25 protein-coding genes are annotated in these 25934 nt (G+C 44.2%); 12 read left to right on the forward strand and 13 right to left on the reverse strand.

Annotation, left to right across the window (positions count from 1 at the left end; genetic code table 11):
• Positions 1–272: 272 nt before the first annotated feature.
• Positions 273–452 (reverse strand): hypothetical protein, encoded by a 180-nt coding sequence (locus tag AXE82_RS06755; protein ID WP_036592470.1) that lies wholly within the window; start codon positions 450–452, stop codon positions 273–275.
• A gap of 222 nt (positions 453–674) precedes the next feature.
• Entirely contained in the window at positions 675–2843 is a 2169-nt protein-coding gene (gene recG, locus AXE82_RS06760) for an ATP-dependent DNA helicase RecG (protein ID WP_062332876.1), read from the reverse strand.
• 303 nt (positions 2844–3146) lie between these two features.
• Between recG and vapB the strand changes: the two genes are divergently transcribed.
• Genes vapB through AXE82_RS06775 form a run of 3 tightly spaced genes read left to right on the forward strand, consistent with a single transcriptional unit; the run spans position 3147 to position 4690 of the window.
• Positions 3147–3383 (forward strand): type II toxin-antitoxin system VapB family antitoxin, encoded by a 237-nt coding sequence (vapB, locus tag AXE82_RS06765; protein ID WP_062332879.1) that lies wholly within the window; start codon positions 3147–3149, stop codon positions 3381–3383.
• Positions 3384–3400: 17 nt separating this feature from the next.
• Complete coding sequence (gene vapC / locus AXE82_RS06770) at positions 3401–3802, forward strand: type II toxin-antitoxin system tRNA(fMet)-specific endonuclease VapC (protein WP_062332881.1); 402 nt, start codon at positions 3401–3403, stop codon at positions 3800–3802.
• A 3-nt stretch (positions 3803–3805) separates the two neighbouring features.
• Positions 3806–4690 (forward strand): patatin-like phospholipase family protein, encoded by an 885-nt coding sequence (locus AXE82_RS06775; protein ID WP_062332884.1) that lies wholly within the window; start codon positions 3806–3808, stop codon positions 4688–4690.
• A 66-nt stretch (positions 4691–4756) separates the two neighbouring features.
• Here the strand turns inward: AXE82_RS06775 and AXE82_RS06780 are convergent, their stop codons facing one another.
• Positions 4757–5290 carry a hypothetical protein gene (locus AXE82_RS06780; RefSeq protein WP_062332887.1) on the reverse strand — a complete coding sequence of 178 codons (534 nt, stop codon included), beginning with the start codon at positions 5288–5290 and terminating at the stop codon, positions 4757–4759.
• A gap of 517 nt (positions 5291–5807) precedes the next feature.
• Here AXE82_RS06780 and argA point away from each other — a divergent pair.
• Positions 5808–7166 (forward strand): amino-acid N-acetyltransferase, encoded by a 1359-nt coding sequence (argA, locus tag AXE82_RS06785; RefSeq protein ID WP_062334846.1) that lies wholly within the window; start codon positions 5808–5810, stop codon positions 7164–7166.
• A gap of 96 nt (positions 7167–7262) precedes the next feature.
• On the opposite strand, the gene AXE82_RS06790 is transcribed toward argA, so the two are convergent.
• Positions 7263–8006: an FKBP-type peptidyl-prolyl cis-trans isomerase gene (locus tag AXE82_RS06790; RefSeq protein ID WP_406946756.1), complete on the reverse strand. Its 744-nt coding sequence runs from the start codon at positions 8004–8006 to the stop codon at positions 7263–7265.
• 151 nt (positions 8007–8157) lie between these two features.
• Positions 8158–9012, reverse strand: coding sequence for an FKBP-type peptidyl-prolyl cis-trans isomerase (locus tag AXE82_RS06795; protein ID WP_062332893.1), 855 nt, complete (start codon positions 9010–9012; stop codon positions 8158–8160).
• Positions 9013–9469: 457 nt separating this feature from the next.
• Between AXE82_RS06795 and AXE82_RS06800 the strand changes: the two genes are divergently transcribed.
• Entirely contained in the window at positions 9470–11224 is a 1755-nt protein-coding gene (locus AXE82_RS06800; protein ID WP_065252103.1) for a mechanosensitive ion channel, read from the forward strand.
• 58 nt (positions 11225–11282) lie between these two features.
• Here AXE82_RS06800 and AXE82_RS06805 read toward each other — a convergent pair whose 3' ends face one another.
• From AXE82_RS06805 to AXE82_RS06820, 4 genes are all read right to left on the reverse strand, one after another.
• Complete coding sequence (locus AXE82_RS06805; RefSeq protein ID WP_062332896.1) at positions 11283–11918, reverse strand: lysophospholipid acyltransferase family protein; 636 nt, start codon at positions 11916–11918, stop codon at positions 11283–11285.
• 80 nt (positions 11919–11998) lie between these two features.
• A complete protein-coding gene (locus AXE82_RS06810; protein WP_062332898.1) occupies positions 11999–12337 on the reverse strand; it encodes a YnfA family protein in 339 nt (112 codons plus the stop codon).
• 195 nt (positions 12338–12532) lie between these two features.
• Positions 12533–14422, reverse strand: a complete 1890-nt coding sequence (gene parE / locus AXE82_RS06815; protein ID WP_062332901.1) for a DNA topoisomerase IV subunit B — start codon at positions 14420–14422, stop codon at positions 12533–12535.
• A gap of 112 nt (positions 14423–14534) precedes the next feature.
• Complete coding sequence (locus tag AXE82_RS06820; protein ID WP_062332904.1) at positions 14535–15164, reverse strand: YqiA/YcfP family alpha/beta fold hydrolase; 630 nt, start codon at positions 15162–15164, stop codon at positions 14535–14537.
• 261 nt (positions 15165–15425) lie between these two features.
• Between AXE82_RS06820 and AXE82_RS06825 the strand changes: the two genes are divergently transcribed.
• Together AXE82_RS06825 and AXE82_RS06830 are read left to right on the forward strand one after the other, a co-directional pair.
• A complete protein-coding gene (locus AXE82_RS06825) occupies positions 15426–15704 on the forward strand; it encodes a DUF1289 domain-containing protein (protein ID WP_065252104.1) in 279 nt (92 codons plus the stop codon).
• 47 nt (positions 15705–15751) lie between these two features.
• On the forward strand, positions 15752–16738 hold the full coding sequence (locus AXE82_RS06830; protein ID WP_062332907.1) for a putative bifunctional lysylphosphatidylglycerol flippase/synthetase: 987 nt from the start codon (positions 15752–15754) through the stop codon (positions 16736–16738).
• Between the two features lie 149 nt (positions 16739–16887).
• Here AXE82_RS06830 and AXE82_RS11895 read toward each other — a convergent pair whose 3' ends face one another.
• The gene (locus AXE82_RS11895) at positions 16888–17043 is read right to left on the reverse strand and encodes a DUF1328 domain-containing protein (protein ID WP_007115844.1); all 156 of its coding nucleotides are present in this window, start codon (positions 17041–17043) and stop codon (positions 16888–16890) included.
• Positions 17044–17654: 611 nt separating this feature from the next.
• Between AXE82_RS11895 and AXE82_RS06835 the strand changes: the two genes are divergently transcribed.
• Positions 17655–18134, forward strand: coding sequence for a hypothetical protein (locus AXE82_RS06835; RefSeq protein WP_062332910.1), 480 nt, complete (start codon positions 17655–17657; stop codon positions 18132–18134).
• A 173-nt stretch (positions 18135–18307) separates the two neighbouring features.
• Here AXE82_RS06835 and sstT read toward each other — a convergent pair whose 3' ends face one another.
• From sstT to AXE82_RS06850, 3 genes are all read right to left on the reverse strand, one after another.
• Positions 18308–19546 carry a serine/threonine transporter SstT gene (sstT, locus tag AXE82_RS06840; protein ID WP_062332915.1) on the reverse strand — a complete coding sequence of 413 codons (1239 nt, stop codon included), beginning with the start codon at positions 19544–19546 and terminating at the stop codon, positions 18308–18310.
• 117 nt (positions 19547–19663) lie between these two features.
• Positions 19664–20131 (reverse strand): DNA polymerase III subunit chi, encoded by a 468-nt coding sequence (locus AXE82_RS06845; protein WP_062332918.1) that lies wholly within the window; start codon positions 20129–20131, stop codon positions 19664–19666.
• 21 nt (positions 20132–20152) lie between these two features.
• A complete protein-coding gene (locus tag AXE82_RS06850; RefSeq protein WP_062332920.1) occupies positions 20153–21667 on the reverse strand; it encodes a leucyl aminopeptidase in 1515 nt (504 codons plus the stop codon).
• Between the two features lie 379 nt (positions 21668–22046).
• On the opposite strand from AXE82_RS06850, the gene lptF reads away from it, so the two are divergent.
• The 4 genes from lptF (at position 22047) to AXE82_RS06870 (ending at position 25882) form a co-directional block, all read left to right on the forward strand.
• Positions 22047–23162: an LPS export ABC transporter permease LptF gene (gene lptF / locus AXE82_RS06855; RefSeq protein ID WP_062332922.1), complete on the forward strand. Its 1116-nt coding sequence runs from the start codon at positions 22047–22049 to the stop codon at positions 23160–23162.
• Positions 23159–24232 carry an LPS export ABC transporter permease LptG gene (gene lptG / locus AXE82_RS06860; protein ID WP_062332925.1) on the forward strand — a complete coding sequence of 358 codons (1074 nt, stop codon included), beginning with the start codon at positions 23159–23161 and terminating at the stop codon, positions 24230–24232. The genes lptF and lptG overlap by 4 nt, the downstream gene beginning before the upstream one ends.
• 1 nt (position 24233) lies before the next feature.
• Positions 24234–24899 carry a hypothetical protein gene (locus tag AXE82_RS06865; protein WP_062332929.1) on the forward strand — a complete coding sequence of 222 codons (666 nt, stop codon included), beginning with the start codon at positions 24234–24236 and terminating at the stop codon, positions 24897–24899.
• A 161-nt stretch (positions 24900–25060) separates the two neighbouring features.
• On the forward strand, positions 25061–25882 hold the full coding sequence (locus AXE82_RS06870) for a DUF305 domain-containing protein (RefSeq protein WP_062332932.1): 822 nt from the start codon (positions 25061–25063) through the stop codon (positions 25880–25882).
• The last annotated feature ends 52 nt before the right edge of the window (positions 25883–25934 follow it).

The following is a 25934-nucleotide window of genomic DNA, read 5'->3' on the forward strand; positions in this document are numbered from 1 at the left end:
CTAGCTGGTTTGACATGATGTTTTCATTAGCAAATGGCGATAAAGTGGTGACTAAATAGGTGTCTTGTGACTTACAAAACTGGCGTTATAACTAGGAAACATTGGCTGACTAAGGTGACAACCGTATGACGATTGAATGAACAATTTACGGCAAATTTTAGCCAATAAAAAAGCTAACCGAAGTCAGCTTTTATGCAGTCAAAAATCTATGCAATAAAACATACAGGCAATCAAACTAGGCTTAAAACCTAGTCGCTTATCAAGACTACTAGTTAGATACCTGCAGCCGCTTTAAATGCAGCTTCATCAAAGTCGTCACCATGGGTCACAACGATGGTACCATTAGGGTTAATGTTGACAAATTTGACCCCTTTGATGTCTTCGGTTTTTTTGATGATTTCATCAGCAGCGGCTTGGTCTGCGATAGGTAAATCGTATTTGGTTTGTGGCATAACAGATATCCTTTATATTGATAACAAAATATTGATAACTCTATATTAATAACAGTGATATTGCGCAATGAATAAAAAAATTAATTAAAACCAATCGTTAGGACATTGTTAATTAATCAATAAGTGCATAGGGTATAACATAACAAAAATTTGCGGATGTGAATAGGCGCTTTATCTGTAAAAATAGCGCTCTATCAGAATTCAAGCGCCTACTACGCGCTATCACGCGTTAATGTATTTAATGGCATCGGGTGTCCAATGACTGATATATTGCTGCACCTGTGATTTGCGATTTTCATCAGCAATTAGGTACTTAGCAATCGCTTGCGCCACGATTAGCAAGCTTTCATCTCTAGCTAGGTCACTGACATAGTAGCTATCAAATCCCGTCTGCCGTTTACCCAAAAGCTCCCCTGCACCGCGCAGTTCCAAGTCTTTTTGCGCAATCACAAAGCCATCATTGCTATCTCGCAACACATTGAGCCGCTCGATACCCGTTTCTGACAATGGCGTTTGATAAAGCAATACGCAAAAGCTTTTTTGGGTGCCACGCCCCACGCGTCCGCGTAGCTGGTGCAATTGCGACAACCCTAATCGCTCAGCATTTTCAATCACCATCAGCGAGGCATTGGGCACATCGACCCCGACTTCAATCACGGTGGTAGCCACCAGCAAAGCAGTTTTACCCGCTTTAAAATCCGCCATGACCGCTTGTTTGTCATTCGGTTTCATTTTGCCATGCACCAAGCCAATGTTGAGATTGAGCCTGTCATTCAAATCGGCATAGGTCGCTTCAGCGGCTTGCGCATCAAGCACGGTAGACTCTTCGACCAGTGGGCACACCCAGTAAGCTTGTTTGCCTTGCTCGCAGTTGGCAGCGATACGCTCAATCACTTCATCGCGTCGGTCACGGCTTATGGTGACGGTGGTGATAGGGGTGCGGTTGGGCGGCAATTCATCAATAATAGACGTATCCATATCACCAAATGCACTCATGGCAAGGGTACGCGGTATGGGTGTGGCTGTCATAATCAGCTGATGCGGTGTGGTATGCGCCAAGCCTTTATCTACTAGCGCCATTCGCTGCTCCACCCCAAAACGGTGCTGCTCATCGATAATCACCAAGCCCAACTTGGCAAAATTGACATGCTCTTGAAATAGCGCATGCGTACCGACCACGATTTGCACCTCGTTGTCTTGTACTTGTTGCAAGGCTTTTTCACGCGCTTTGGCTGTTTGCTTACCCACCAGCCAACCCACACCGATGCCAAGCGGTTCAAACCAGTTTTTAAAGTTATTAAGATGTTGCTCCGCCAAAATCTCTGTCGGTGCCATCACCGCCACTTGCCAGCCGCTATCAAGCGCATAGCATGCCGCCAAAGCTGCCACCAAGGTTTTGCCTGCGCCAACATCGCCTTGCACAAGTCGCAGCATGGGTACTGAGGTTGACAAATCTTTGACGATTTCCGCCACTACCCGATTTTGGGCATGGGTCGGGGTAAAAGGTAAATTGGCTAACAGCCGATTGGCAAGCGCGCTTGTGGCATCGCAGCGCGGTGCTTTGTGCTGATAAAGTTGTTGTTTGCGGTACAGTAGACTCAGCTGGTGCGCCAGCATTTCTTCGATAATGAGCCGCTGACAGGTCGGATGGCTGCGATTTTTTAACGCCTCTAACACCAAAATTTGCTTATTCAAATCGGTATAAATCGGTGGCTGATGGATAAAGCTAATGGCTTCTAGCAAGCTAAATGCCTCAAATGGATTGTGGCTACCTGCCAGTAACGGAAACTGTTGGCTCAGCGCGCTTTGTACGATTTGCCACTCAGCATCACTAATAGTAGCCATCACAGGATTGGCTTGTTTAACCGTTTGCAGCGCAAGTCGAATCAAGCTACGCAGTTTATTTTGGTGCAAGTTTTTGACCGTTGGATAAACAGGTATCAGCCCTGTATTGGTCAGGGGTTGATGTCCAGTAATAATTTCATATTCAGGGTGGCTGATTTGGGTGCCATACTTACTGATACTGATTTCACCAAAGACACGCAAGGTATTGCCCACTGCCATGGTTTCGGTCAGTCCACGATAGACTTTGAAAAAGCGTAATGTTGTTTGCGCTGTCCTATCTTGCAATGTCACGCTGAGGCCCATCTTTTTGTTTTCGACGCGGACAACGGTGCCTTGTAGCAATGCCGATTGTCCATCGACGACATCACACATGTTGACCAGTCGGCTGCGATCTTCATAATCACGCGGCAAATGTAGCAACAAATCAAACACGCGCTCAATACCTAGTTGGTCAAGCTGTTCAGCGATTTTGCTACCCACGCCAGCGAGCGCGGTGACAGGGAGGTTAAAGATGTCAGTATTGGGTTGAATCATGGGGTTGGTCATGCGGTTCGTCATGCCTTAGACAGCTTGTTTTTATTGATTTTATTTTAATGAAACAGGTGATTTATTATGGCATTTTTTAACAGCATTTACAGGGTTTTGTTTTTAATATAGCCTGATTGCAAAGCGAGGTTGCTAGGTACAAAAAAAACCTGCTAAAAGTAGGTTCTGCTATGCTTGTCTTCTAAACATACCTATGCTTATCTCCTAAACATCATAGGCAGAATTTTCACTACAAAATAGCGCAGATTGCTTTTTAAAATTTATGCTATATACTTAGTATATATAGCATAAAAAGGATAATTTATGACCCAAGCTAGCGTATTTTTTAACAACCGCACCCAAGCTGTGCGCTTACCTGCGGATATGCGATTTGCTGATGACATCAAACATGTTCATATACGCAAAGTCGGTAACGAACGTATTTTAACCCCTATCACTAACGTATGGGATAGCTTTTTTATTGCTAAAGACCCCGTCAGCGATGACTTTATGGCACAGCGTGGCAACGCCCCTATCAGCCAACGCGAAAGCTTTGACTAACGACTAGGAAGCGATGTATGCTGACCTTTATGCTAGACACCAATATCGCCATCCACGTCATCAAACAACGTCCGATTGCGGCTTTAAATAAATTCAACCAATATGCCGCTAGAATTTGTGTCAGTAGTATCACAGTAGCGGAATTGTATTTTGGCGCGGAAAACAGCCAAAATCTGGCTAAAAACTTGGCACAAGTGGATGATTTTTTATCACGTTTGGTTATCCTTGATTATGATAGCCAAGCGGGAAGTCATTACGGCAATATTTATGCTGACTTGACTAAAAAAGGTAACGTCATTAGCGAAAATGACATGCATATCGCAGGTCATGCCCGTAGCCGCGGCTTAATTTTGGTGACCAATAATCTAAGAGAGTTTGAGCGTGTCGAAGGATTACGGTTAGATAACTGGGTGTCATAAATCATGAAAAAATTATTCACTTACCTGCTATTAACTTTCGCAGTCACCGCCTGCACCAAAACGCCAGTGATACCCACCCAACCTATTAAACCACCCGTTCAACCATCAGTAAAACCCAAAATCGCCCTTGTATTAGGCGGGGGCGGTGCCAAAGGTTTTGCTCATGTCGGCGTCATCAAGGTACTGGAAAAAAATGGCATCACCCCCGACTTAATCGTCGGTACCAGTAGCGGCAGTCTAGTCGGTAGTTTATACGCCAGTGGCAAGTCCGCTAGCGAACTTGAAGACATCGCGACCCATGTTAGCAATAATGAATTACTCGATTATAGCTGGAGCAAACAAGGATTTATCGAAGGCATCAAACTACAAAACTGGGTAAATACCCAAGTCGATAATCGACCGATTGAAAAACTCCCCATCCGTTTTGCCAGTGTCGCCACCGATTTAACCACCAAGCAAAAAGCCGTCTTTGATAAAGGCAATACCGGTCTTGCGGTGCGTGCATCCAGTAGCGTGTACGGTGTTTTTGTACCGCCACGTATCAACAATAAACGCTATGGCGATGGCGGTTTGACAAGCCTTGTGCCTGTGCAAACTGCCAAACAAATGGGCGCAGATATTATCATCGCGGTAGATGTCTCAAGCCCGCCAAAAAATAGTCATCCGCAGGATTTTTGGGCGCTACTGGATAAGACATTTGCCGTCATCCCCCATCAAGCAAATGCTGCTGAAATCAAATGGGCGGACGTGGTGATACGCCCGGCCGTTGGTGATATTGGCACGACCAATACCATAGCTAGAGAAGCGACGATAAAAGCAGGGGAAATTGCAACCTTAGCAAAGCTCAGCGATATCGAGCAAAAAATCGGCAAGTTTCAAAAATTGTAAATAAAAAAACCGCTCATTCAATTGAGCGGTTTTATGCGTTGAGCCCTTCTAGGCATTGAGCGCTTATTATTTTACTTTTAAACGATACTTTACCATCGCCACTTCATTAAGACCCAAACCTGGTACATCCCACTGTATGGCTTTATAGTAAGCCATCGGTAGGTTCTGTAGCACGCCATTCATATTGGTTTTTAGTGGCATATATTGAAAATTGGCACCGTCCATACTACCAAACGCGCGGGTTGGCTCTACATCGCTCGTGCTCACTAATTCCATATTGGCGGGAATGTTCATGGTCACTTTCATGTTGCGGATACGGTCGGGGCTGTTATTGGTTAAGTAGCCGCGATACTCTACGATGTTGCCAGATGCAAGGCGCGTTTGTGCATTGACGGGGCTTAACACTTCTTGACCTTGTGGATCCTGACCAACCACAGAGGCTAAAATGCGGGTTTGAATTTGACTAGCAACTGGCGCTGAGATAGGTGCAGCTTGATTATTATCAACAGGGTCTAATGCCACCGTTGGTAGCACAGCCATTGCGGTGGCTGATGCCCCAAGTGAGGCGGTCATTAGCGCGAATACTGAAAGCTTTTGCATGAATATTCTCCATTAAATCATGATTTTCAAATGTTCAAAATTGTTGTGTCAGCGGCTGCTAGCGTATTCTGTTTTTTTGGCAGGTTGGCCTACACCGCTGATTGGGTGGTCAAATAGGTTAATGCTCGACTATAGATTAGCATAACAAACTTTACAATTTAACTCACTAGCAAGTTGAAAGTTGCGGGATGAATTTACTAAATACAAACAGCGCAGCCAAAATCAGTAAGATTAGCTATTGTATTTTGTAAGGTTTATTGATAGCCTTATCGTTAGTCTCTGAGCGATGCGTCGCAATCACGCTGTTAAACTTACATGTATGTTTAATTACATGTATGTTTAATTAAAAGAGACAAAAACTTTATCGTATGCTGTTTGTACGTCTACTTTTTTTATCATATCTACTATTATCATGCCAACTTCAACCGACACTTCAGCAAGTTTTACCAATGGCAATGCACCGCTTGCCGATGGCGAAACGATGACTGATAATAACCCTATACTTGCCTATCACGCTATGATTGATTTACCCAATACTGCCCAACAAAATGCCGCTGCCACAACCCCTGCTTATGTTACCCCGCCTTATGTATTATGGTTTCGTAACTTTGCGCCCTATATCAACACCCATCGTGGCAAGACCTTTGTCATTATGTTCAATGGCGAAGCGGTCAATCACGACAACTTTAGCCATTTGATTCATGATTTTGCGCTGCTGCATAGTCTTGGCATTAAGCTCGTACTCGTCCACGGTGCGCGTCCGCAAATTGATGCCAATCTTGCCGAGAACCATATCGAAACACCGATGGTAGATGACGTGCGCATCACTACAAAAGAAGCCATGCCGTACATCCTAAAAGCCGTTGGCTCAATTCGCCTGCAAATTGAAGCGCAGCTATCGATGGGACTTGCCAATTCGCCGATGTATGGCTCTCGTATTCATGCCATCTCAGGCAACTTCGTCACCGCCCGCCCTTATGGCATCCGTAATGGCATCGATTACCAATTTACTGGGGAAGTGCGCGCGATTGATGCCGAAGCCATACACAACAATTTAATCCATGATCATGTGGTGATTTTGGGTAGTATGGGCTATTCTGCGACAGGCGAAGTATTTAACCTGCTGGCTGAAGATGTGGCGCTACAAGCGGCGATTAGCCTAAAAGCGGATAAATTAATTTTCTTGGGTGAGCAAACAGGTATCTATAAAGATGGCACTCACCTGCTTAAAGAAATGATTCCGCATGAAGTGACACGCTTCTTACGAGATGTTCCTGAAAACTCAGAAATCGCGCGTTTCTTACGGGCAGCCAGCGATGCCTGTCAATACGGCATCCACCGTACCCATATTATCTCCTATGCCAAAGATGGCGCACTGCTTGAAGAGTTATTTACCCGTGATGGCTCAGGGACGCTAATCTCCCATGACCCGTATGAAGAAATTCGCCGTGCCGATATCGACGATGTGGTAGGTTTGATTGAACTGCTAGAGCCACTCGAAGAACAAGGTATTTTGGTCCGTCGTTCGCGTGAGCGTTTAGAGAGCGATATCGAAAACTTTAGCGTGATTGAGCGTGATGGCATGGTGCTAGGCTGCGCGGCTTTATACCCACTCAATGACCAAGCCGCGGAAGTGGCTTGTGTGGCTGTCCATCCCGATTATCGCAATGGTAGCCGTGGCGCAGATTTGATAGCATTCTTAGAGCAACAAGCGCGTAGCCGTGGCATCCATGAATTGTATGTCTTGACTACTCGCACCGCGCATTGGTTTGTCGAGCATGGGTTTATGGAAGTCCCTGCTGAATCGCTACCGGCTGACCGCTATGCCTTTTATGACAATACCCGCAACTCTAAAGTATTAAAAAAGGTGCTTTAAAGGTACGCTTTTCAAGCCCTCATATAAAAAACGCTCAATAGGAATATGAGCGTTTTTTTATAGCCAACTGGGGAAAACTTTAAGATGGGAGAAAACTTAAAGTTTGACGGGTTGGGTCACGGGTGGATTGACTTGTAGCAGCTCAATATCAAAAATCAACACGCTATTGGGTTCGATATCGGCATTGCCTGCTTCGCCATACCCCAAATTAGCGGGAACAAACAGACGGTATTTACCCCCTTCTTTCATCAACTGTAGCCCTTCTGTCCAACCTTTAATCACTTGGTTGAGTGGGAAAGTCACAGGTTCGCCACGTTTATAAGAGCTGTCAAAAATCGTACCGTCAATCAAGCGACCTTCGTAGTGGACTTTGACCTTGTCCGTTGCTTTAGGCGATTTGCCTCTCCCTTGTGTTAGCACTTGGTATTGTAGACCCGACGCGGTAGTCTTCACGCCTGATTTTTTGCCGTTTTGTAGTAAGAACTGTTTACCTTCTGCCGCATTGCTCGCTGCTAATGCTTGTACTTCTTTGGCATAGGCGATTTCTTTGTTTTTTTGATAGTCTAGCAATACTTTTTGCATTTGTTTTTTGTCAAGATTGGGCGACTGCGCTGAGTATGCATCTCGAAATCCCTGAAAAAACGCATCCAGATTTAAGTCATCAATACTGTCTTTGTTGCTCTCACCCATCAGATAGCCAAAACTATAGCCGACTTGTGCCAATGCTGGGCTAGTTGCCGTCACTGTTGATTTTGGTACATAAACAGAGGACGCAACTTTTGTTGCGTTAGTGCTAGCCGGTGCGGCATTTGCACTGATTGACGTAACCGCTAACAGCATGCCAGTAGCGATGCCAGTCACTAAATTTACTTTTTTATATGCTAAAATCATTGGGATGTTCCTTTGCCATCGTGCCGATGAGTAGGGCGAGCGAATTCGATAGTTGCGCTTGCCCAGCTGATTGAGACCACCTATCTGACGCCAACCCCACCTATTTAGCAGATTGGGCAGGTTGAGAAGCTGACTGCATGGATTCAATTTGTTGTTGTAGTTGAGCTTGGATATCTGCTGCGGCAGGCTGTGCAGCATCAGCCGGTGGATTGACTTTTAGCAAATCAACATCAAAGATGAGCACACTATTTGGCTCAATACCACCTTGGGGAGCGCCTTGCTCACCGTAAGCGAGTTTTGATGGAATGTAGAAGCGATATTTGCCGCCTTCTTTCATCAATTGTAAGCCTTCAGTCCACCCTGGGATAACTTGGTTAAGCGGGAACACCGCAGGCTCGCCGCCATGCTGTGCGGTGCTATCAAATACTTTACCGTCTAATAATTTACCTTCGTATTGTACGGCTACGATATCTGTGGCTTTTGGCTGTGCGCCGGTACCTTCTTTGAGCACTTCATACTGCAAGCCAGACGCGGTCGTTTTGACACCCGCTTTTTTAGCATTTTGCGCTAAGAAAGCTTCACCTTTGGCTTGGTTGTCTTGAAGGCGTTTTTGGATTTGATTTTGCTCATAGGTTTGTACCGCTTTAATCATTTCTTCACGGGACATGGTCGATTCTTTACCATTAAAACCGTCATTGATACCTTGATTGATATCAGCAGGATTGAGGTCTTTGGCGTCTTTTTTGATGTTTTGACCCATCATATAACCTAGGCTATAACCTACCTTTGCCACTTCACTACTTTGGGCATTGATAGCGGATGAATTACCCGCCAACTGACGGCTACCGATGGCGGCTACTTGTGGGTCGTTGCCAAAACTTTTGATAAAAACGGGTGATAATGCCAAAGCACCTAACACAACTGCTGCCAATACGGGAACTGTATTATTGCTCATAAAATTTCCTATCTGATATGTCCAATTAAGGTCTAATAACGACTAAAAAATCGTCTCAAAATTGTAGCTATCATAGCAGAAATAGTTTGCAAAACCTATGACATCGTGAGGTGACCGTATGGCCAAACAAAAAATTGGGCAATAGTAAAACTATGTTTACATTAATACAATTTTCTTAACAATTTAGGGGTAAAAAGGGTTGAAACGCAACTTTTTTACACTGTCATCTTGTTGAGCTTCAATGCTACAGTAACATTTGCAAACACTTGAAAGTTATTTGTAGCACTTTATTTAATTAAACATACACACAACAATGATAATTATAAGCACGACATTGGCTTAGCTAGACCGAGGATAGACAAACAATAGTATGGAGTAGCATATAGCTGGTAATTTTCGAGTATTTAAAAACTTTTATCAACCACATCAATAATATAACCAAATTGTAGGAGGCACAATGGACAATTTTTTCATTAATTATAACCAAACTCTTGGTTCATCCATGATGACCATGATTGGCGCACTGATTATTTTTATTCTTGGTTGGATTATCGCCAGTATTGTCGGTTCGGTGGTGCATAAATTATTAGAAAAACTGAGCATCAATCAAAAAATGAATGCGTCAACGGGTAAAACCTATGATTTGGCGCATTTATTATCACGTATTGTTTTTTGGTTTGTCTTTATCATTGGTATTTCTGCGGCATTAAGTTTCTTAAAACTTGACGCTATCTCAGTGCCGTTTGCCAATATGGTCAATATCGTGTTGTTATTTATTCCAAATCTAATTGCTGCAGGCTTACTTGCGCTACTAGGTTGGGTACTGGCGACTGTGGTGCGCTCTGCGCTGTCAAACGTGCTTAACCGCACGTCAGTTGATGAAAAACTATCAAGCGAAGCAGGCGTACCGCACATGAGCGAGAGCATTGCTAACTTGGCTTATTGGTTTATTTTGCTCATGTTCTTGCCAATGGTATTGCAGCAATTGGGCGTAACGGGTCTGTTAGCCCCGATTAATGGCATGATTACCAAAGCGTTATCTTACATCCCTAACTTAATCGGCGCGGGTGTGATTATTTTTGTCGGTTTTGTTATTGCCAAAATTTTACGTGGTATCGTCACTAATATTGTCACAAGCTTAAACGTGCAAAACTTAGCAGGCAAGGCGGGTATCGGCAACCAAACCCAAATCGCCAATATCGCAGGTACGCTGGTGTATCTCATCGTACTCATTACCGCGATTATCATGGGTCTTAATGTACTGGATATCCAAGCGATTTCTGGTCCTGCGACCAATATGCTGAACGAAATCATGCTAGCGATTCCAAATATCATCATGGCCATATTGATTTTAGGTGTAGCGTATTTTGTGTCAAAAATGATTGCCGATATCGTCAAAAACCTACTTGATAACTCAGGCGTCAATGTATTACCAAGCAAGTTAGGCTTGCAAAATGTGTTAGGTACTGCCAAAGTCTCTGACGTGGCAGGCTTTTTGATTGTGTTCTTTGTGATGTTATTTGCCACCATCGAAGCGGCTCGCAGCCTTGGCTTTACTTATATTGGAAATTTAATCAACGTCTTCATCCAGTTTGGCGCGCAAGTCATCCTAGGTGCAATTATCCTTGCTGTGGGTTTTTGGCTTGCCAATTTACTGGCGAGTGCGGTACAACGCTCACAAAATGGTACGGCATTTTTAGCCAACCTTGTGCGTGTTCTCATCATGGGTGTGGTGCTTGCGATGGGCTTACGTGCGATGGGTATTGCTGACTCGATTGTCAATATGGCATTTGGCTTGACTTTAGGCGCAGTCGCGGTTGCGTTTGCCCTAGCCTTTGGTCTTGGTGGTCGTGAAGCTGCCGCCCGTTTTTTAAAAAACATCCAAGATAAGGCGGAAGGTCAACGCTCAGGCTTGACAAATATGATGAATACGCCTGTGAAAGAGCCTACTAAATTGACAGGGTTTGAAACAGATGTTGCGACTCAGTACGCACCTACACAAACAGGTAGCATTGAGCGTCCAATTGACTCAGGCAATGCATCGGGGATTGACAACAATCAAGCAACCACTGTCGATACCACCACGTCATTGCATACCGCACTTAACAATTTGGCTGAAAGCATCGATACCGATAAAACGACCCAAACACAGCAAGCGATTATTCAACCTACCAGCACCTTTAGTAGCGATGATTTAAAACCTAAATCATAGTTGTTTAGTGTACAGCCACGCTGAAAAAAATGCCCTGATAAGTAATCAGGGTATTTTATTAACGGTGTAAATCTTGTAGTGGCTGTGACATTTTTTCAAAATGCTTACCCAAAACGCCGCGATAGTTTTCTAAAATTTTCGGTAAATCGGCATCATAGTCGCCCGTTGGGTAAAACAAAGGCATAAAGCGGATTTGCTTGGTTTTATAGTCCATTGCAATCGGCAAAATTGGTACGCCTGCGCCTACGGCAATATGATAAAACCCTGTTTTCCATTTTTCGGTATAACTACGTGTCCCTTCAGGTGCCAACCCTAACCAAAGTTGATCTCGTTGGTTAAACTGCTCCAAAGTCGCCTGCAAAGTCGAGCCTTTTTTGTGACGGTCAATCGAAATCATACCGCCCCATTTTAAGAAAGACCCGATGAGGGGGATACGAAACAGCTCTTTTTTGCCCATCAATTTAAAATCAATGCCAACTGATAAAATGCCCATCACCGCATTCCAGCCATCTTCGTTTGACGTGTGCGGGGCAGCGAGCATGACCAGCTGTTTGACATTGGGCACCTCGCCCACAAGTTGCCAACCGCGCATTTTTAAGTATTTTGCGGCAAGTTTGGCAATGTTTGGGTCATCGCGGCGCGGCACATTTGAGCCAAATTGGCTGGGATCTAATGGCGTTTGGTTGATATCCATGTAGGGTCTCTTTGATTTAATAATTTAATTTGAGTTTACATTAGTGCACTAAAATTAGCAAATTTGTTGATTGGCGGAGTTTATAACAAACTTTTGGGCTGCAGGATAATGATAGTTGCGCCCAACAGTATCACCAAACCGCCAATGCTGTCCCAGTGCGTTAAAGAAACGCCATCGACAAATTTTAGCCATACCAAAGCCGTCGTGATATATATGCCACCATATGCGGCATACACTCGCCCTGTCGCGGTGGGATGAAGGGTCAGTAGCCATACGAACAGGGCAAGCGTGATGGTCATAGGTACAATGAGCCAAAGCGGTTTATGCTGTTTGAGCATCAGATAGCCAAGATAGCAACTGACAATCTCGGCAATGGCGGTGATAAAGAATAAAAGCAGGGTAATCAACAATTTAGTCATATTCGCGGATTTGCCTTATATTAAGCAGCAGGGGAAAGTTGATAAATCGTATCACGAGCGTCATTTGCCTTTGAAAAGTCTACAGCGTCATAGGATTTATCTACGTGATAATGTGCAAACGTAGCTGATAGCCATGCACTTACAAAAGTACGCGCTAGCAGTGTAGGCTTAACGTCAATCATTTTTGCCTAGCCATTAAACCCCAATTTCTGCCAAGTCGCCTTTTTGCTCAAGCCATGTTTTACGGTCGCTGGCGCGTTTTTTGGCAAGCAGCATATCCATCATGCTATCGGTTGCAATTGGGTCATCAAGGTCTAGCTGCACCAAACGTCGCGTATCAGGATTCATCGTGGTTTCACGTAGCTGTTCGGCACTCATCTCGCCCAAGCCTTTAAAACGGGTAATTTGCGGCTTTTTGTTTTTTGCCACTTTTTTCAAGATTTGCTCAAGTTCGTCATTATCAAGGGCGTACTCCACCTCTTTGCCAATATCAATGCGGTATAGCGGTGGCATTGCAACGTACAGATGCCCTGCATCAACCACCGCTTTAAAATGTTTGACAAACAGCGCACACAGCAACGTGGCAATATGCAGTCCATCCGAATCGGCATCCGCCAAAATACAGATTTTATCATAACGCAGTTCGCTCAAGTCGTCCGAATCAGGATCAACGCCAATGGCAATGGCAATATTGTGGATTTCTTCACTGGCAAGCACCGTATCGGGCGACACTTCCCACGTGTTCAAAATCTTGCCTCGCAGGGGCATAATCGCTTGAAAATGTCTATCACGTGCCTGTTTTGCTGAGCCACCTGCCGAATCCCCTTCCACCAAAAACAGCTCTGCGCCATCTCGCAAATCACCGCGACAATCCGCCAATTTGCCTGGCAATGCGGGTCCTTGGGTGATTTTTTTACGCTCAACTTTTTTGGCAGATTTTAGCCGTTTGCCCGCTTTATTAATGGCAAGTTCAGCGATTTGTTTGGCAATCTCTGAGTTTTGATTGAGCCACAAGCTAAAGCCATCTTTAGCAAAGGCTTGCACCACGCCCGCTGCTTCTCGGCTCGATAAGCGCTCTTTGGTCTGTCCGCTAAATTGCGGTTCGGAGAATTTTAGCGATAAAATATAATTGACCCCATCCCACACGTCTTCGGGAGCGAGTTTGACGTTGCGCGGCAGTAGATTGTGCAGTTCACAAAATTCTTTTAACGCGTCAGTAATACCTGTGCGTAGTCCATTGACGTGGGTGCCACCTTGAGCCGTAGGAATCAAGTTAACGTAGCTTTCTTGCACAGGCGTACCTCCCTCGCTAAGCCAACAAATGGCAAAGCTTAACCCTGCTCGTTCGCCTTTTTTGGCGTCGTAATTAAACACGAATGGCTGTTCTGGGAGGGTGATTTCTTCGACCAGTTGCTCGGTGAGATATTGCGATAGCCCATCGGTAAATTGCCAAACGTCTTTGTCACCGTCAATTTCATTGATAAAAGTAATGGTCAGCCCTGCCGATAACACGGCTTTGGCTTTAAGATGATGTTTGAGTTGTTTGATGTTAAATTTTGGTGAGTCAAAGTATGTTTCATTGACCCAAAACCGCACGAGTGTCCCACGTTTTTTCTTGTTAGAAGACGGGGCAACCGCCAGCGGAGCAACCGCATTGCCATCGGCAAATTGCATGGTAAATTCTTCGCCATTTCGCCACACAGTGACATCGACTTTGTGCGACAAGGCATTAACGACTGAAATCCCCACGCCATGCAGACCGCCTGAGACTTGGTAGTTGTCGGTAGAAAATTTACCGCCTGCGTGTAGGCGTGTCAAAATCAGCTCAATGCCCGATTGGTTAAATTCGGGGTGAATGTCGGTGGGCATGCCGCGTCCGTCATCTTCGACTGACAGCGAGCCGTCGGTGTGTAGAATGACAGTAATGTTTTTGGCGTGACCTGCAAGGGCTTCGTCCACCGAGTTGTCGATGACTTCTTGGGCAAGATGGTTGGGGCGTGTGGTGTCAGTGTACATGCCGGGGCGGCGGCGTACCGGGTCAAGACCTTCTAATACTTCGAGGGATGTGGATGTGTAACTACTCATAACAACCTTAATTTTTTAAAATTTTCAATGATTCATACTAAATAGTAGATATAGCTAGTGGTATGAGATAAACCCATTTTCAAGGCTAAAGCCTGACCTTTCGAGCAAATTTTTACTTAATCAGCGGCAAGCCAAACAAGAACAGTATGATTTGCGGTAATTTGGTTTCAAAATCACTCATACGATGGTCGCCACCCTCTTCCACGATGATATGGCTTTGGGCATTGCTTTTTTCCAAAGCGCTTTGACTAAAATAATTGACCGCATCTTGGAAATTAAGCAGCTCATCGCCTTTTTTCAAAATTACCAATAAATTTTGCGGATTGAGCGGTTGTTCGGGGCGATTTGCTACCAGCCACTCAATATCTTTTTTGCTAATGTGCCAACCATCGGGGGTGACGTGACCGATATAATCATCGGGTAAACCGTCAAAATCTTCCCCAAAAAAACGCTTGAGACTTGTGCCACTGTGCACACTTGGATTGAGCAATACCGTTTTTTTACCTGTCAAATTTGCCAAAATGTTGCCATAAAACCCACCGAGCGAACTACCGACCAAACCTGTATTCGGGTCGTTGGCAATAATTTGTTGGATTAAAGCAATTGACTCATTGGGTGAACGATTCAAATCGGGCGCAACAACCTTGATTTGTGGGAAATTTTTGGCACAAAAATCTTTGAGTTTTTGCGCTTTTTCGGCGTTTGGATTGCTATCAAGTCCGTGAATATACACAATTTGCATGGCTTTATCTCAAATTTTTAATTATAGTAAATCATCATATCGACTGTTGTTGGTTTGGCTAACATTTAATCTTAGCATTGCTTGGCTAAAATAGCCATGATGCGAGGTTTCAACACGTTAAAATTTGTCGTGTTAATTAGCTAGCCGTGTTTGGTGGTACGTTTTTGCCTGTGTTATTTGATTTTCCGCCCAGTTAACCCTATCTCTGCATAGGTGGATTACTCGTCCATTTGTATGGCGTAGTCAGGAGTTATCACCGCGATGGAGCAGCAAGAGCTATTTGAGATTGCCAGTCCTTGTATTCAAGTCTGCGAGCTAGATAAACAGGGGTATTGTAAAGGCTGTTTGCGCAATCGCACTGAGCGTGACCTTTGGCTTATGATGAATGACTCACAAAAGCGGCAAGTACTTAAGTTATTGACTATCCGGCGACTCAAACGACTGCGTGCCGAGCGTTTGGCGCACCAAACCCCTACTGCGCGAGATGATGAGATAAATTTGACATTGTTTGCAGATAATGAAAATAATGTTGGCGACTAATTGATTAAATGATTGTAATGTCTACTAAAAAAAATTAGGTTGAATGCATGAATAGTTCTTGGTTTAAGCAGGTTTGGCGACTTGCATTAACAGCGATTACGGTATTGATTTTTTTTATGGCAATTCGCGCGCTTTATCGTTTGACCAAAACTGTGCACTATCAAGACGTTCTAGACGCTATCGCGCATATTCCTACCTTCCATCTTTTTATCGCCGCCATCGTGGTGGCTTTTGGTTATTTAGTACTCACCCTTTATGATTTTATTGCGCTCCGCCAACTCGGCAAAAAACTTGATTACCGCCATGTCGCCCTCACCTCTTTTACCGCTTATGCCATTAGCCACACCATTGGGCTCAATCTTGTGACCGCAAGTGGTATCCGTTATCGTAACTATCGCCGTTTTAATCTGACTCATAATGAAATTGCCAATATCGTCTGGATGGTGTCGATGGCATTTACCTTTGGTATTACCACGTTGATTGGGGCGTCTTTGACTAGCCATCCTGAGATTACCATTCAACTATTATCTGAACTGGATAAATCCCTTGGCATCTTTGAGCATACTTTTTATGTACGGGTGCTTGGCATCATCATGTTAAGCGTTATTGCAGCGATTATTGTATATGCTGGCAAGCAAGGCAAACACGTGGTGATTCGGGGTTGGCGTTTTGACTTACCGCCCGCCAAAATTGTGCTGCAACAGATTGCGATTGCCATTTTAGATTTAAGTACCGTGGCGTTGGTACTGTACTTACTATTGCCGCCTTCTGAGCATATTAGCTATTGGGCGACCTTTTCTGCGTTTATTCAATCAATGGCAATCGGTATTTTAAGTCATGTCCCTGGGGGATTGGGCGTATTTGAAGTGGTCATGATTACGGCTTTGCCCAAAGTCGATCGGACGCAGATGCTGGCGGTGCTATTGATTTTTAGATTACTGTATTACATCATGCCATTTTTGGTTGCCTTACTGGCATTGCTGGCATATGAGGCAAAGCTATATCTGAGTGAAAATTCTAACAAAAAAAAATAACCTTTTACATTGTTAACACTTTGCATCAAACAAACGTGTTTTCATATAGTAAAAGGTTATTTTAAGTGTGTTTGGTACGATCATACCAAATTAAATAGACCCGTCAAATCGACCTATCGTATTACCATTTAGTATCAAAACTTTAGTAGCTAAACTTTTCGGCTAATAAAGGCGATAATAAATAAAATCACCGCTACTGCCAAGAACACATATGCCAAGTTTGCCGATAAACCTGCGACACCACCAAAACCTAAGAAACTCGCAATGAGTGCGATTACCGCAAAAATAATAGCCCAACGAAACATGATAATTCTCCTTTTTTTAGTATTTTTAATGTCCTGCTTTTGTACTTTGACACTTTTAGAAATTTTGCATTTTAGTTATTAAAGCATATTGACCTATGCTTTAACACATGACTGCATATTAGAATGATTCTATCTTGTTGTAACGAGCAATTTTGTAAGGTTTGTGGCATTCTCATAGCCGTTATATAAAAAAGTGCAAAAAAAAGCCCTACAAGGTTGATATCGTTGACGCTTCTAGTAAGCATTAGTAAGTTTTGCAAGGTTTTGTTAATAACTTCTGCTAACTGGTCTTTTACTTATACCATAAAATTTACCCCAAAATAAAATTTGATGGCGTTTCATTGACAATTTCACTGATTGTTAACGCTACCGGATAACTTCTTTGATGGCGTTAGGATTTATTTACGTATTCTCAACATTTTGCCTGCAATCCTTACATTGTTGCGTCGGATGATTGTTCTATAATGACATCTAGGCGTTTAGTACTCCCTTAAAGCATTTTCTTGATAATTGATAATACGGTCATATTTGGGGAATGATACTAACCACCTAATATAACTATAGAAAACAAGCTAATCATCAACCTATCAATCAACAATGAGGAAAAAATTATGAAAAAATTAGCCACAACGCTTACTGCATTAGTCATAGCAACAGGTCTTACGGTCAGTGCCCAAGCAGCGACTAAAGTAACAACTACGACCAAATCGACTACCACACACAAAAACGTCGCATCGGCAAAAGCAAAACCGCAAAAATCCACAAAAGCCTCAAAAAATACTCACAGTACCAAAGCTTCAGCCAAGGCTAAAAAAGGCAGCAAAGCAACGCCAAGAACCAGCGAAATAAACATTGATATCCCAGCTGACCTAAAAATCGACGAAAGCACTAACAAATCTGTTGCGCCAAGAGCACCTATGAATGCTCAACCCAATCCTGTAGTTGTGGTCCCTGTAGTAAAAGTTATCCCAAAAGGGCCTGCGGTTCAAGCAGTCACCGTTAAACCTATTGACGACAATACAGCGATTGCCTCAACAACAACGGCTGTACCCGTTGATGTACAAATCGTACCTGTTGTAGTAAACCCATAATCGCTAATTGTTAAACGATTTTTATAAAAAAAGATGCCTACGTGGCATCTTTTTTTTTGTGGATTATTAGCTAATTAGTCTATTGATTATTTGGACAATAAAAAAGACACGCTTGATACCCTTTTTTATTGTTCCTTTTTTATCGTTATATGACTCAAAATCTTTAGCAACTTTTAGCGGTGATAAGCAGCATATTTGGGATCTGCTGCCGCGGTGAATAACACGTCCGTTGATGAGTTGAGTGCTGTCTCAACCGAGTCTTGTACTACCCCAATAATAAAGCCAATCGCGACTACCTGCATGGCAATGGTGTCAGGAATATTAAAGAAACTACAGGCCAATGGTATCAATAGCAATGACCCCCCTGCAACACCTGATGCCCCCGCCGCAGCTAAGGTAGACACCACCGCTAACAATAGCGCAGACCCGAAGTCCACATGAATACCTAACGTATGTGCCGCTGCCAATGTCATGACATTGATGGTAATCGCCGCCCCTGCCATATTAATGGTGGCACCTAACGGAATAGTGATTGAATAAGTATCCTCATGCAAACCCAACTTATGCGCAAGGTTTAGATTCACAGGAATATTGGCAGCTGAACTACGAGTAAAGAAGGCGGTGATGCCACTTTCTTTAAGGCAGGTAAACACCAATGGATAAGGATTTTTGCGGGTTTTGACAAATACAATTAATGGGTTTACAACTAAAGCGATAAACACCATAGAGCCGACCAACACTGCTAACAAACGGGCATAACTTAATAACACCGACAGACCCGTTTCAGCGATGGTTTGTGTCACCAAGCCAAACACGCCCAATGGCGCAAACCAAATCACCCATTTGACCACGCTTGAGACCGCTTCCGCCAAATCGTTAATCATTTGCTTGGTATTGTCTGAGGCATGGCGCAAGGCAAAACCCAAAATCGCCGCCCAAGATAGCACGCCCATGTAGTTGGCATTGACGATCGATTTGATAGGATTTTCCACCATGTTGGTCAAGAGTACTTTTATCACTTCTGCTAAGGATGACGGTGGCGTCTGACTGACTTCACCGGCTTTTAAAATCAATTCGGTTGGGAATAAAAAGCTTGCTACTACCGCCGTCAAAGCTGCCAAGAACGTACCTGCCATATACAGCACCAAGGTTGAGCGGACATTGACCTGAGTGCCTGATTTATGCTGACTGATAGCGGCAATGATTAAGATAAACACCAACAACGGTGCAATCGCTTTTAACGCACCGACAAACAACGCACCCAAAATTGAGATGGTTTGCGCCACACTCATGGATAAACCGCCGATGATAGTCGGATTGGCTAATGAACCGACTAAGATACCGAGTATCAGCCCTATCACAATCAAAGGCACCAACCCCACGCGCTGATACGCTTGGATAAGCTTTAACATAATAACCTCTTAATATTTCACCGCAAAAATGGCTGCTATATTAACATTTTTTAACAATTTGCATAATTTATTTTTAAAATCGTCAACTTAAAGCTATCAAAGTATTGGGTAAAGAGGTTAGCGGATTTGAAAAACTTGGATGGCAGGTGCGCTGTTGGTTGCTAGTGATTGTAATTGTGCTTGATAAACGCGGTATTTTTGACGACCACTTTCAACCTGTTCGGGGGCAGCGTCGATAACTTCTAGCAGGCGGCTAGCTTGGGTATCTACAATTGCTTCGTTGGTGAGATTGATGACGACGCCATCAAATAAGGTGACAAGTTCGATATTATCGGTAAGTACCACACTGGCAGGGAGTTTTTGGTGATAAAAGGCATCAAGTTGCTGGATAATTTGGTGGGGAATAAACGCCACATCACTCAATGACCATAGTCGGTCATCAAGTGGGGGTAATAGCTCGGATGCTGCCACTACGATAATGCTATCATCGCTTTTGGCTAGCACGGTTGAAATCAGCTGGCAGACAAACGCCAGCTGTTTTTTTTGCGGGGACAAAATATAAAAACTAATTTGCGAGGCCATCATTAGGGGTCAGCGTCCTATCACCTAGACTGCATCTTGGGCAGCTTGGCGATAAAGATAATGCATCAATAACGGTACTGGACGACCTGTTGCGGTTGGCTCTTTACCCGACTGCCATGCCGTCCCTGCGATATCCAAGTGCGCCCAAGGGATATCTTCAACAAACTTGGATAAAAAACACGCCGCTGTGACTGACCCTGCCGGCATACCGCCAATGTTTTGCATATCTGCCATGTTGGATTTAAGCTGCTCTTGGTAGTCATCATCCAGTGGCATGTGCCAAACACGGTCATACGCTGATTCGCTAGCTTGTTCAAGCTCAAAAATCACATCTTCATTGTTACTGTATAAACCTGAGCGCACATAACCCAGCGCCACGATACACGCCCCCGTCAAGGTTGCCATGTCAATAATCACTTTTGGCTGATAGCGCTGCACATATACCAAGGTGTCGCATAGTACCAAACGACCTTCGGCATCCGTATTGAGGATTTCCACGGTTTTACCATTCATGGCGGTGACGATATCGCCAGGGCGAGTCGCTGTTCCTGATGGCATATTCTCCGCACAAGCGAGTGCGCCAACGACTTGTAGCGGTAGACGCGCTTCACATAGCGCTTTAATCATGCCCATGACTGCCGCTGCACCGCCCATGTCGTATTTCATCTCACCCATACCCAAACCTGGTTTGAGTGAAATACCACCACTGTCAAAGGTGATGCCTTTACCCACGAGTACAATCGGTTGCTCTAGGCTTGATTTTTTGCCTTTGGTTTTGCTGTTTTTGTCTTTTTTGGCGGCTTTGCCATTGTACTCAAGTAATACTAGCTTAGCTTCATGCGCTGAGCCGCGAGCGACTGCCAAAAAGCAGTTCATCCCTAATTGCTGCATGTCTTTTTCACCCAGTACTTTGACCGTCAATAGCTCTGGGTATTGATTTGCCAAGCTTTGTGCTTGCTCTGCAAGATAGGCAGGGAAACATACATTTGGTGGCTGATTTGCCAAATCTTTGGTGAGTGATTGACCTTGCGCAGTCGCGTGCTGCAGCTGTAGCAGGGTGTCAAACGCAGGTTGGTTGTCTGCGCTGACCAATAAGGTCACGTCTTTTAGCGTCGGTTTATCCGCTTTTTGCGATTTATAAATATCAAAGGTGTAGCTTTGATTTAACAGGGCTAATGCCAACTGACCAAAACTCACCTCATCCATACTATCGCCTAAACTAATCACCGCAGATTTGGTAAGACTGCTTAAACTTGCATAAATTGCTTTGGCAATTTTTTGCAGGCTACCGCCGTTTAATTTGTCTTGACTCCCCACGCCAACCAACAATAAACCCGTATTGTTGTCTGTGCCATAACTGATTGCGGTGTCGGCAAGCTTACCCTTAAAACGACTCGCTTCAATCAAACGACTGACAGCGGTTTGTAGTTCGCTCGTTAGTTGCCCCATAGTTTGGCTATTGTCATCTACCAATACCACGTGATAGCTGTTCTTGACCGGTTTTTTAAGCACGGTCGCTAGTGTCAATGTCAAACTCATTTAAGCTCCTTAATTATTGTCATCAAGAAATAACTATTATCATAGCATACCTATTATCGTATTTGGGTTATAGCATTGGGTTATCACTGGGCGATGGGATAGCAGGCGTCATTGCGTAGGGTAAAATGCAGTTGTGAAAAGTCTTTGTAAAAAGTGGCTTTGATAAAGCGGCTATAAAAAGTGCTGGTGAAAAGCCATTGTGAAATGTTACCTTACAGTATTCATATTCATAATCTCTCGGCAACGCGCTAAAATAGCCGATTAACAGATGCGCCGAATGGTATGATGTCGTACAATATTGGCATTTACTTCCCTAGCTGTTTGAATTGATTAATCTTTGAGTAATATTAGGTGGTTACTTGTGATATTACGACGCTATATGACGCAACAAGTCGCCGCTAATACTGCGATTGTGCTGTTATTTCTGATGGCGCTGATGCTCGGCGGTCGTTTAATCCGCTATTTTGGTATCGCTGCAGAAGGCAGGCTGGATGTGGGTTTGCTATTTACTATTATTGGCTATAACATTCCAACCTTTCTTGAGCTGATTTTACCGCTGTCATTTTTTATCGCACTGATGCTCGTGCTCGGTCGTATGTACGTGGATCAGGAGATGAGCGTCCTGTTTGCCAGTGGTATCAGTCGCGGCCGTTTAACGCGTTTGATGATTCCGCTCATTGCTGGGTTATTTGTATTTCAGATGGGGATTAGTCTTTGGGCAAAACCATGGGGACTGTCTAACAGTAAGCAGATTTGGCAAACCCAGTCGCTCGGTAGTTTGCTCGATTTAGTGCGTCCAAAAACCTTTATCAGCAGTGGTAACTATCACCTGTATGTCGATGAGTTTGATAAAGAAAAACGTGAACTCAAAAACCTATACGTGGTGCAGCAGCAAACCGATAAAAGCGGCAAAATCGCCAAAAACGATGTTATCATCACCGCCACGCGCGCCTATCAAGTACCCAGTAAAGACACAGATAGCTCAATGCAGCTGGATTTGTTTCAGGGTCGTCGCTATGAGCTTGGCACCAACAACGCCAAATACAACCAAGCCAGTTTTGAAAAATATCGCATTACCCTAGAAAAACCTGCCAGCGAAACAATTACCGAAACCAATGTCGAAACCCAAACCACTGCCAAACTGCTCGCCCATACCCAAAAACCCGAAGTCAAAGCCGAGCTTGGCTATCGCTTTACCATGCCGTGGCTGATTATCATTGCGGCGATGCTTGCTACCCCGCTTGCACAAGTACGCCCCCGTCAAGGACGCTGGCTTCGTCTGTTACCTTCAGTGCTCATATTTGCTAGCTGTGCGATTAGTATCATTTCGCTACGCACTGCCATTGGTAAAGAGCGCATTAGTGAGTACGCGTATATTTGGCTAATCGTTGGTTTTATCGCATTTGCATTGTTGTTAAATTGGCAAAGCCGCGTGGTACATCGTGTCCGCTATCGTCGCCAAAGTCGTCAGTTGTCCGCAGGCGGTCAGCCATGATTTTATCTCGTTACGTTAAAAAACAAGCGCTTTTTGCCATGACAGGGGCTATCATTGGTCTTTGGCTACTTAAAGTCGTCTTTGATTATCTGGCAGAGTTGCAGGATCTCAATGACCATTACAATTATTTAGATGCCTTGCGTTTTATTGCCTATAGTGCACCCCGTGATTTACTCGACTATATGCCATTTGGCACACTATTAGGCGCAGTGGTAGGGCTAGGCTTGCTTGCCAACACCAGTGAGCTTACGGTGATTCAAGCAGCAGGCATCAGCCGCTTTAAAATAGTCGGTTGGGTGATGCAACCAGCGATTATTTTTGTCATTATCCGTTTGTTGCTTGGGCAGTATGTAGTGCCAACTAGCAATCAGTTAGCGCACCAAGTCAAGCATGACAAACCTTTGCTATCAAGTGCCATCAACGGTTATTGGGACAAACAGGCCAACCGCATCATCAATATTGACCATGCCAATACCAAAGGCGAGCTCAAAAATATCAAAGTTTGGCAGCTAGACGACACTGCCCATATCCAACAAGTGCTGCAGGCCGATACCGGCAGCTTTGTCAGCCAAAATACCGCCGATAAGACATCGGGCTGGCAGCTGCAACAAGTCAAACAATTGACCATCGCCGCCGATGGACACAGTCAGTTGACTACCATCCCGACTATGACGCTGCAGTTACCCATTGAGCCGTCAGCGATTTATCTGTTAACACGCAGCCCTGATAACATGTCAGTGACCGAATTATGGCAGCACCAACAGCTCTTAGCCAAAGACAAACGCCGCTCGCTTGAGCATGAAGTTGCCTTTTGGAAAAAGCTATTGTCGCCTTTTGCCATGCTATCGCTAGTGTTGGTTGCTTGTTCATTTGTATTTGGCTCCTTGCGTAACCAAAGTTTGGGCTATCGCATTGTGATTGCTCTACTCTTTGGCTTGGTATTTAGGTATCTGCAAGATTTGGTCGGGTTTGTCAGTTTAAGCACGGGATTTTCACCGTTTTTTATGGTGTTATTACCGATTATTGCCAGTGCCGCGCTTGGCGTGTATTTAATTAAACATAAAAACTGATATGTCTGCTAATTTATTGACTGACCCGCGTGTCGAAGCCCATCCATTTGGTAACTTCTTTTTTGCGGATACCAAAGTCTTGATGATGGGTACCATGCCGCCCACGCCTGACAAATGGTGCATGGCATTTCATTACCCCAATTTTTATAATGATATGTGGCGTATCATGGGCAAGGTGTTTTTTGATGATATCGATTATTTTCGAGTCGGTGACGAAAAACGCTTTGATGCCGAAAAAATCAAAGCATTTTTACAGGCTTATAACATCGGTGAGTGTCCTTCAGTCACTCACGTCATCCGCGAAAAAGGCAATGCGGCTGATGAACATTTAACCGTGGTTGCTACAGTTGATTTGGGTAAAGTTTTGGCACAGCTTGAGCAAGTCAAGTGGATATATACCACCGGTGGCAAAGCCACAGAAGTGCTGATAGCGCTGGTGAACCAAAGTATCATTGACCCTGCGTCACCCTATTTCAATCCCAGCCAAACACCCTATAAACTACCAAAAACCAATCAGTTTCTTGAAGTTAACGCTTTTGGGCGAGCATTTGGTATTTATCGGTTGCCATCGACCTCGCGCGCTTACCCGCAAAGCTTGGAGAAAAAAGTAGCCGCTTATCGCGCGTTTTTTACCTTGGCTGGGATATTGCCCGCACTCGGCAGTTAGCATAATCAGCAGCTAGCAAATGATAAGCAAGTTGCCATGACACAATTGATATAGTCACTGTGCTTGCCCTATTTTATACTCGTTGCCTAAGACTGATAATCAATGCTGACAGTCATCATTTCAAAACACACCGTATAAAATCAACGCATGGGAGCCGATGCATGTCCAACCCCGCACCATCAATTCTGCTTATCATCGCAATTATCAGCATGATTGGTTGTGAGCAATCTGATTCTCAGCAGCCAACACCCCCAACGGCTGCCAGCGCGAGCTCGCCCCTAGAATTTGATGATAAACCATTGCCCCAAGTATTAGACACACAGGCAATCAATAACAACATGCTCACCGTCAGTCAACTGGCACAAGGTTATGTGATGCCCGCCTCGAGCACCATCAATGACTATCAAGAAGCGTATTTTACTGTCATCAAGCAGCCAAGCATCGATGCGGCTGCAGCCAGTGACCCAAACACCCTCAATCAATTTGACTATATACCCATCTCACCGGATATGATTTTTGTCAAAACCATGCTGAGTCATTTTGATGAAATCATCGCGCTTGCCAATATTGAGCAGCGATACGGCAAAAATCCTGAACTGCTAGACTTAGCCCGAGACATTATCAGCTCACGCCAAAATGAATCACAAATATTACAGAATTGGCTTGCCATGCAACTGATTCAAAACACCGCTGACCCTAATCAGCCGATGGCAGATAGTGTGGCAGCCCAGCAAGAAATCGATAGCATTATCGATGATATGCAGCAAGAAATGGTGGACACGGTCATGACTAAAAATGCCGACCAAGCGTTTGCCCAAACCGTGCTGATTCATCATAAAGGCGCGATTGCGTTCTCACAAGTGGTTGCCAAATATGGTAACGATGACAAAGTGCGTAGCCTTACCAATACCCTAATCGATACTCAACAAGCCGAAATACAACTTCTACAAAATTGGCTCCGTAACCACGGTTTTGCCCAATAATCGGTTGCTGTAGCAAATAAAAAGGGCGGATTATCACAGTATAACCCGCCCT

The organism is Moraxella osloensis (genome assembly GCF_001553955.1).
GTDB lineage: Bacteria > Pseudomonadota > Gammaproteobacteria > Pseudomonadales > Moraxellaceae > Faucicola > Faucicola osloensis.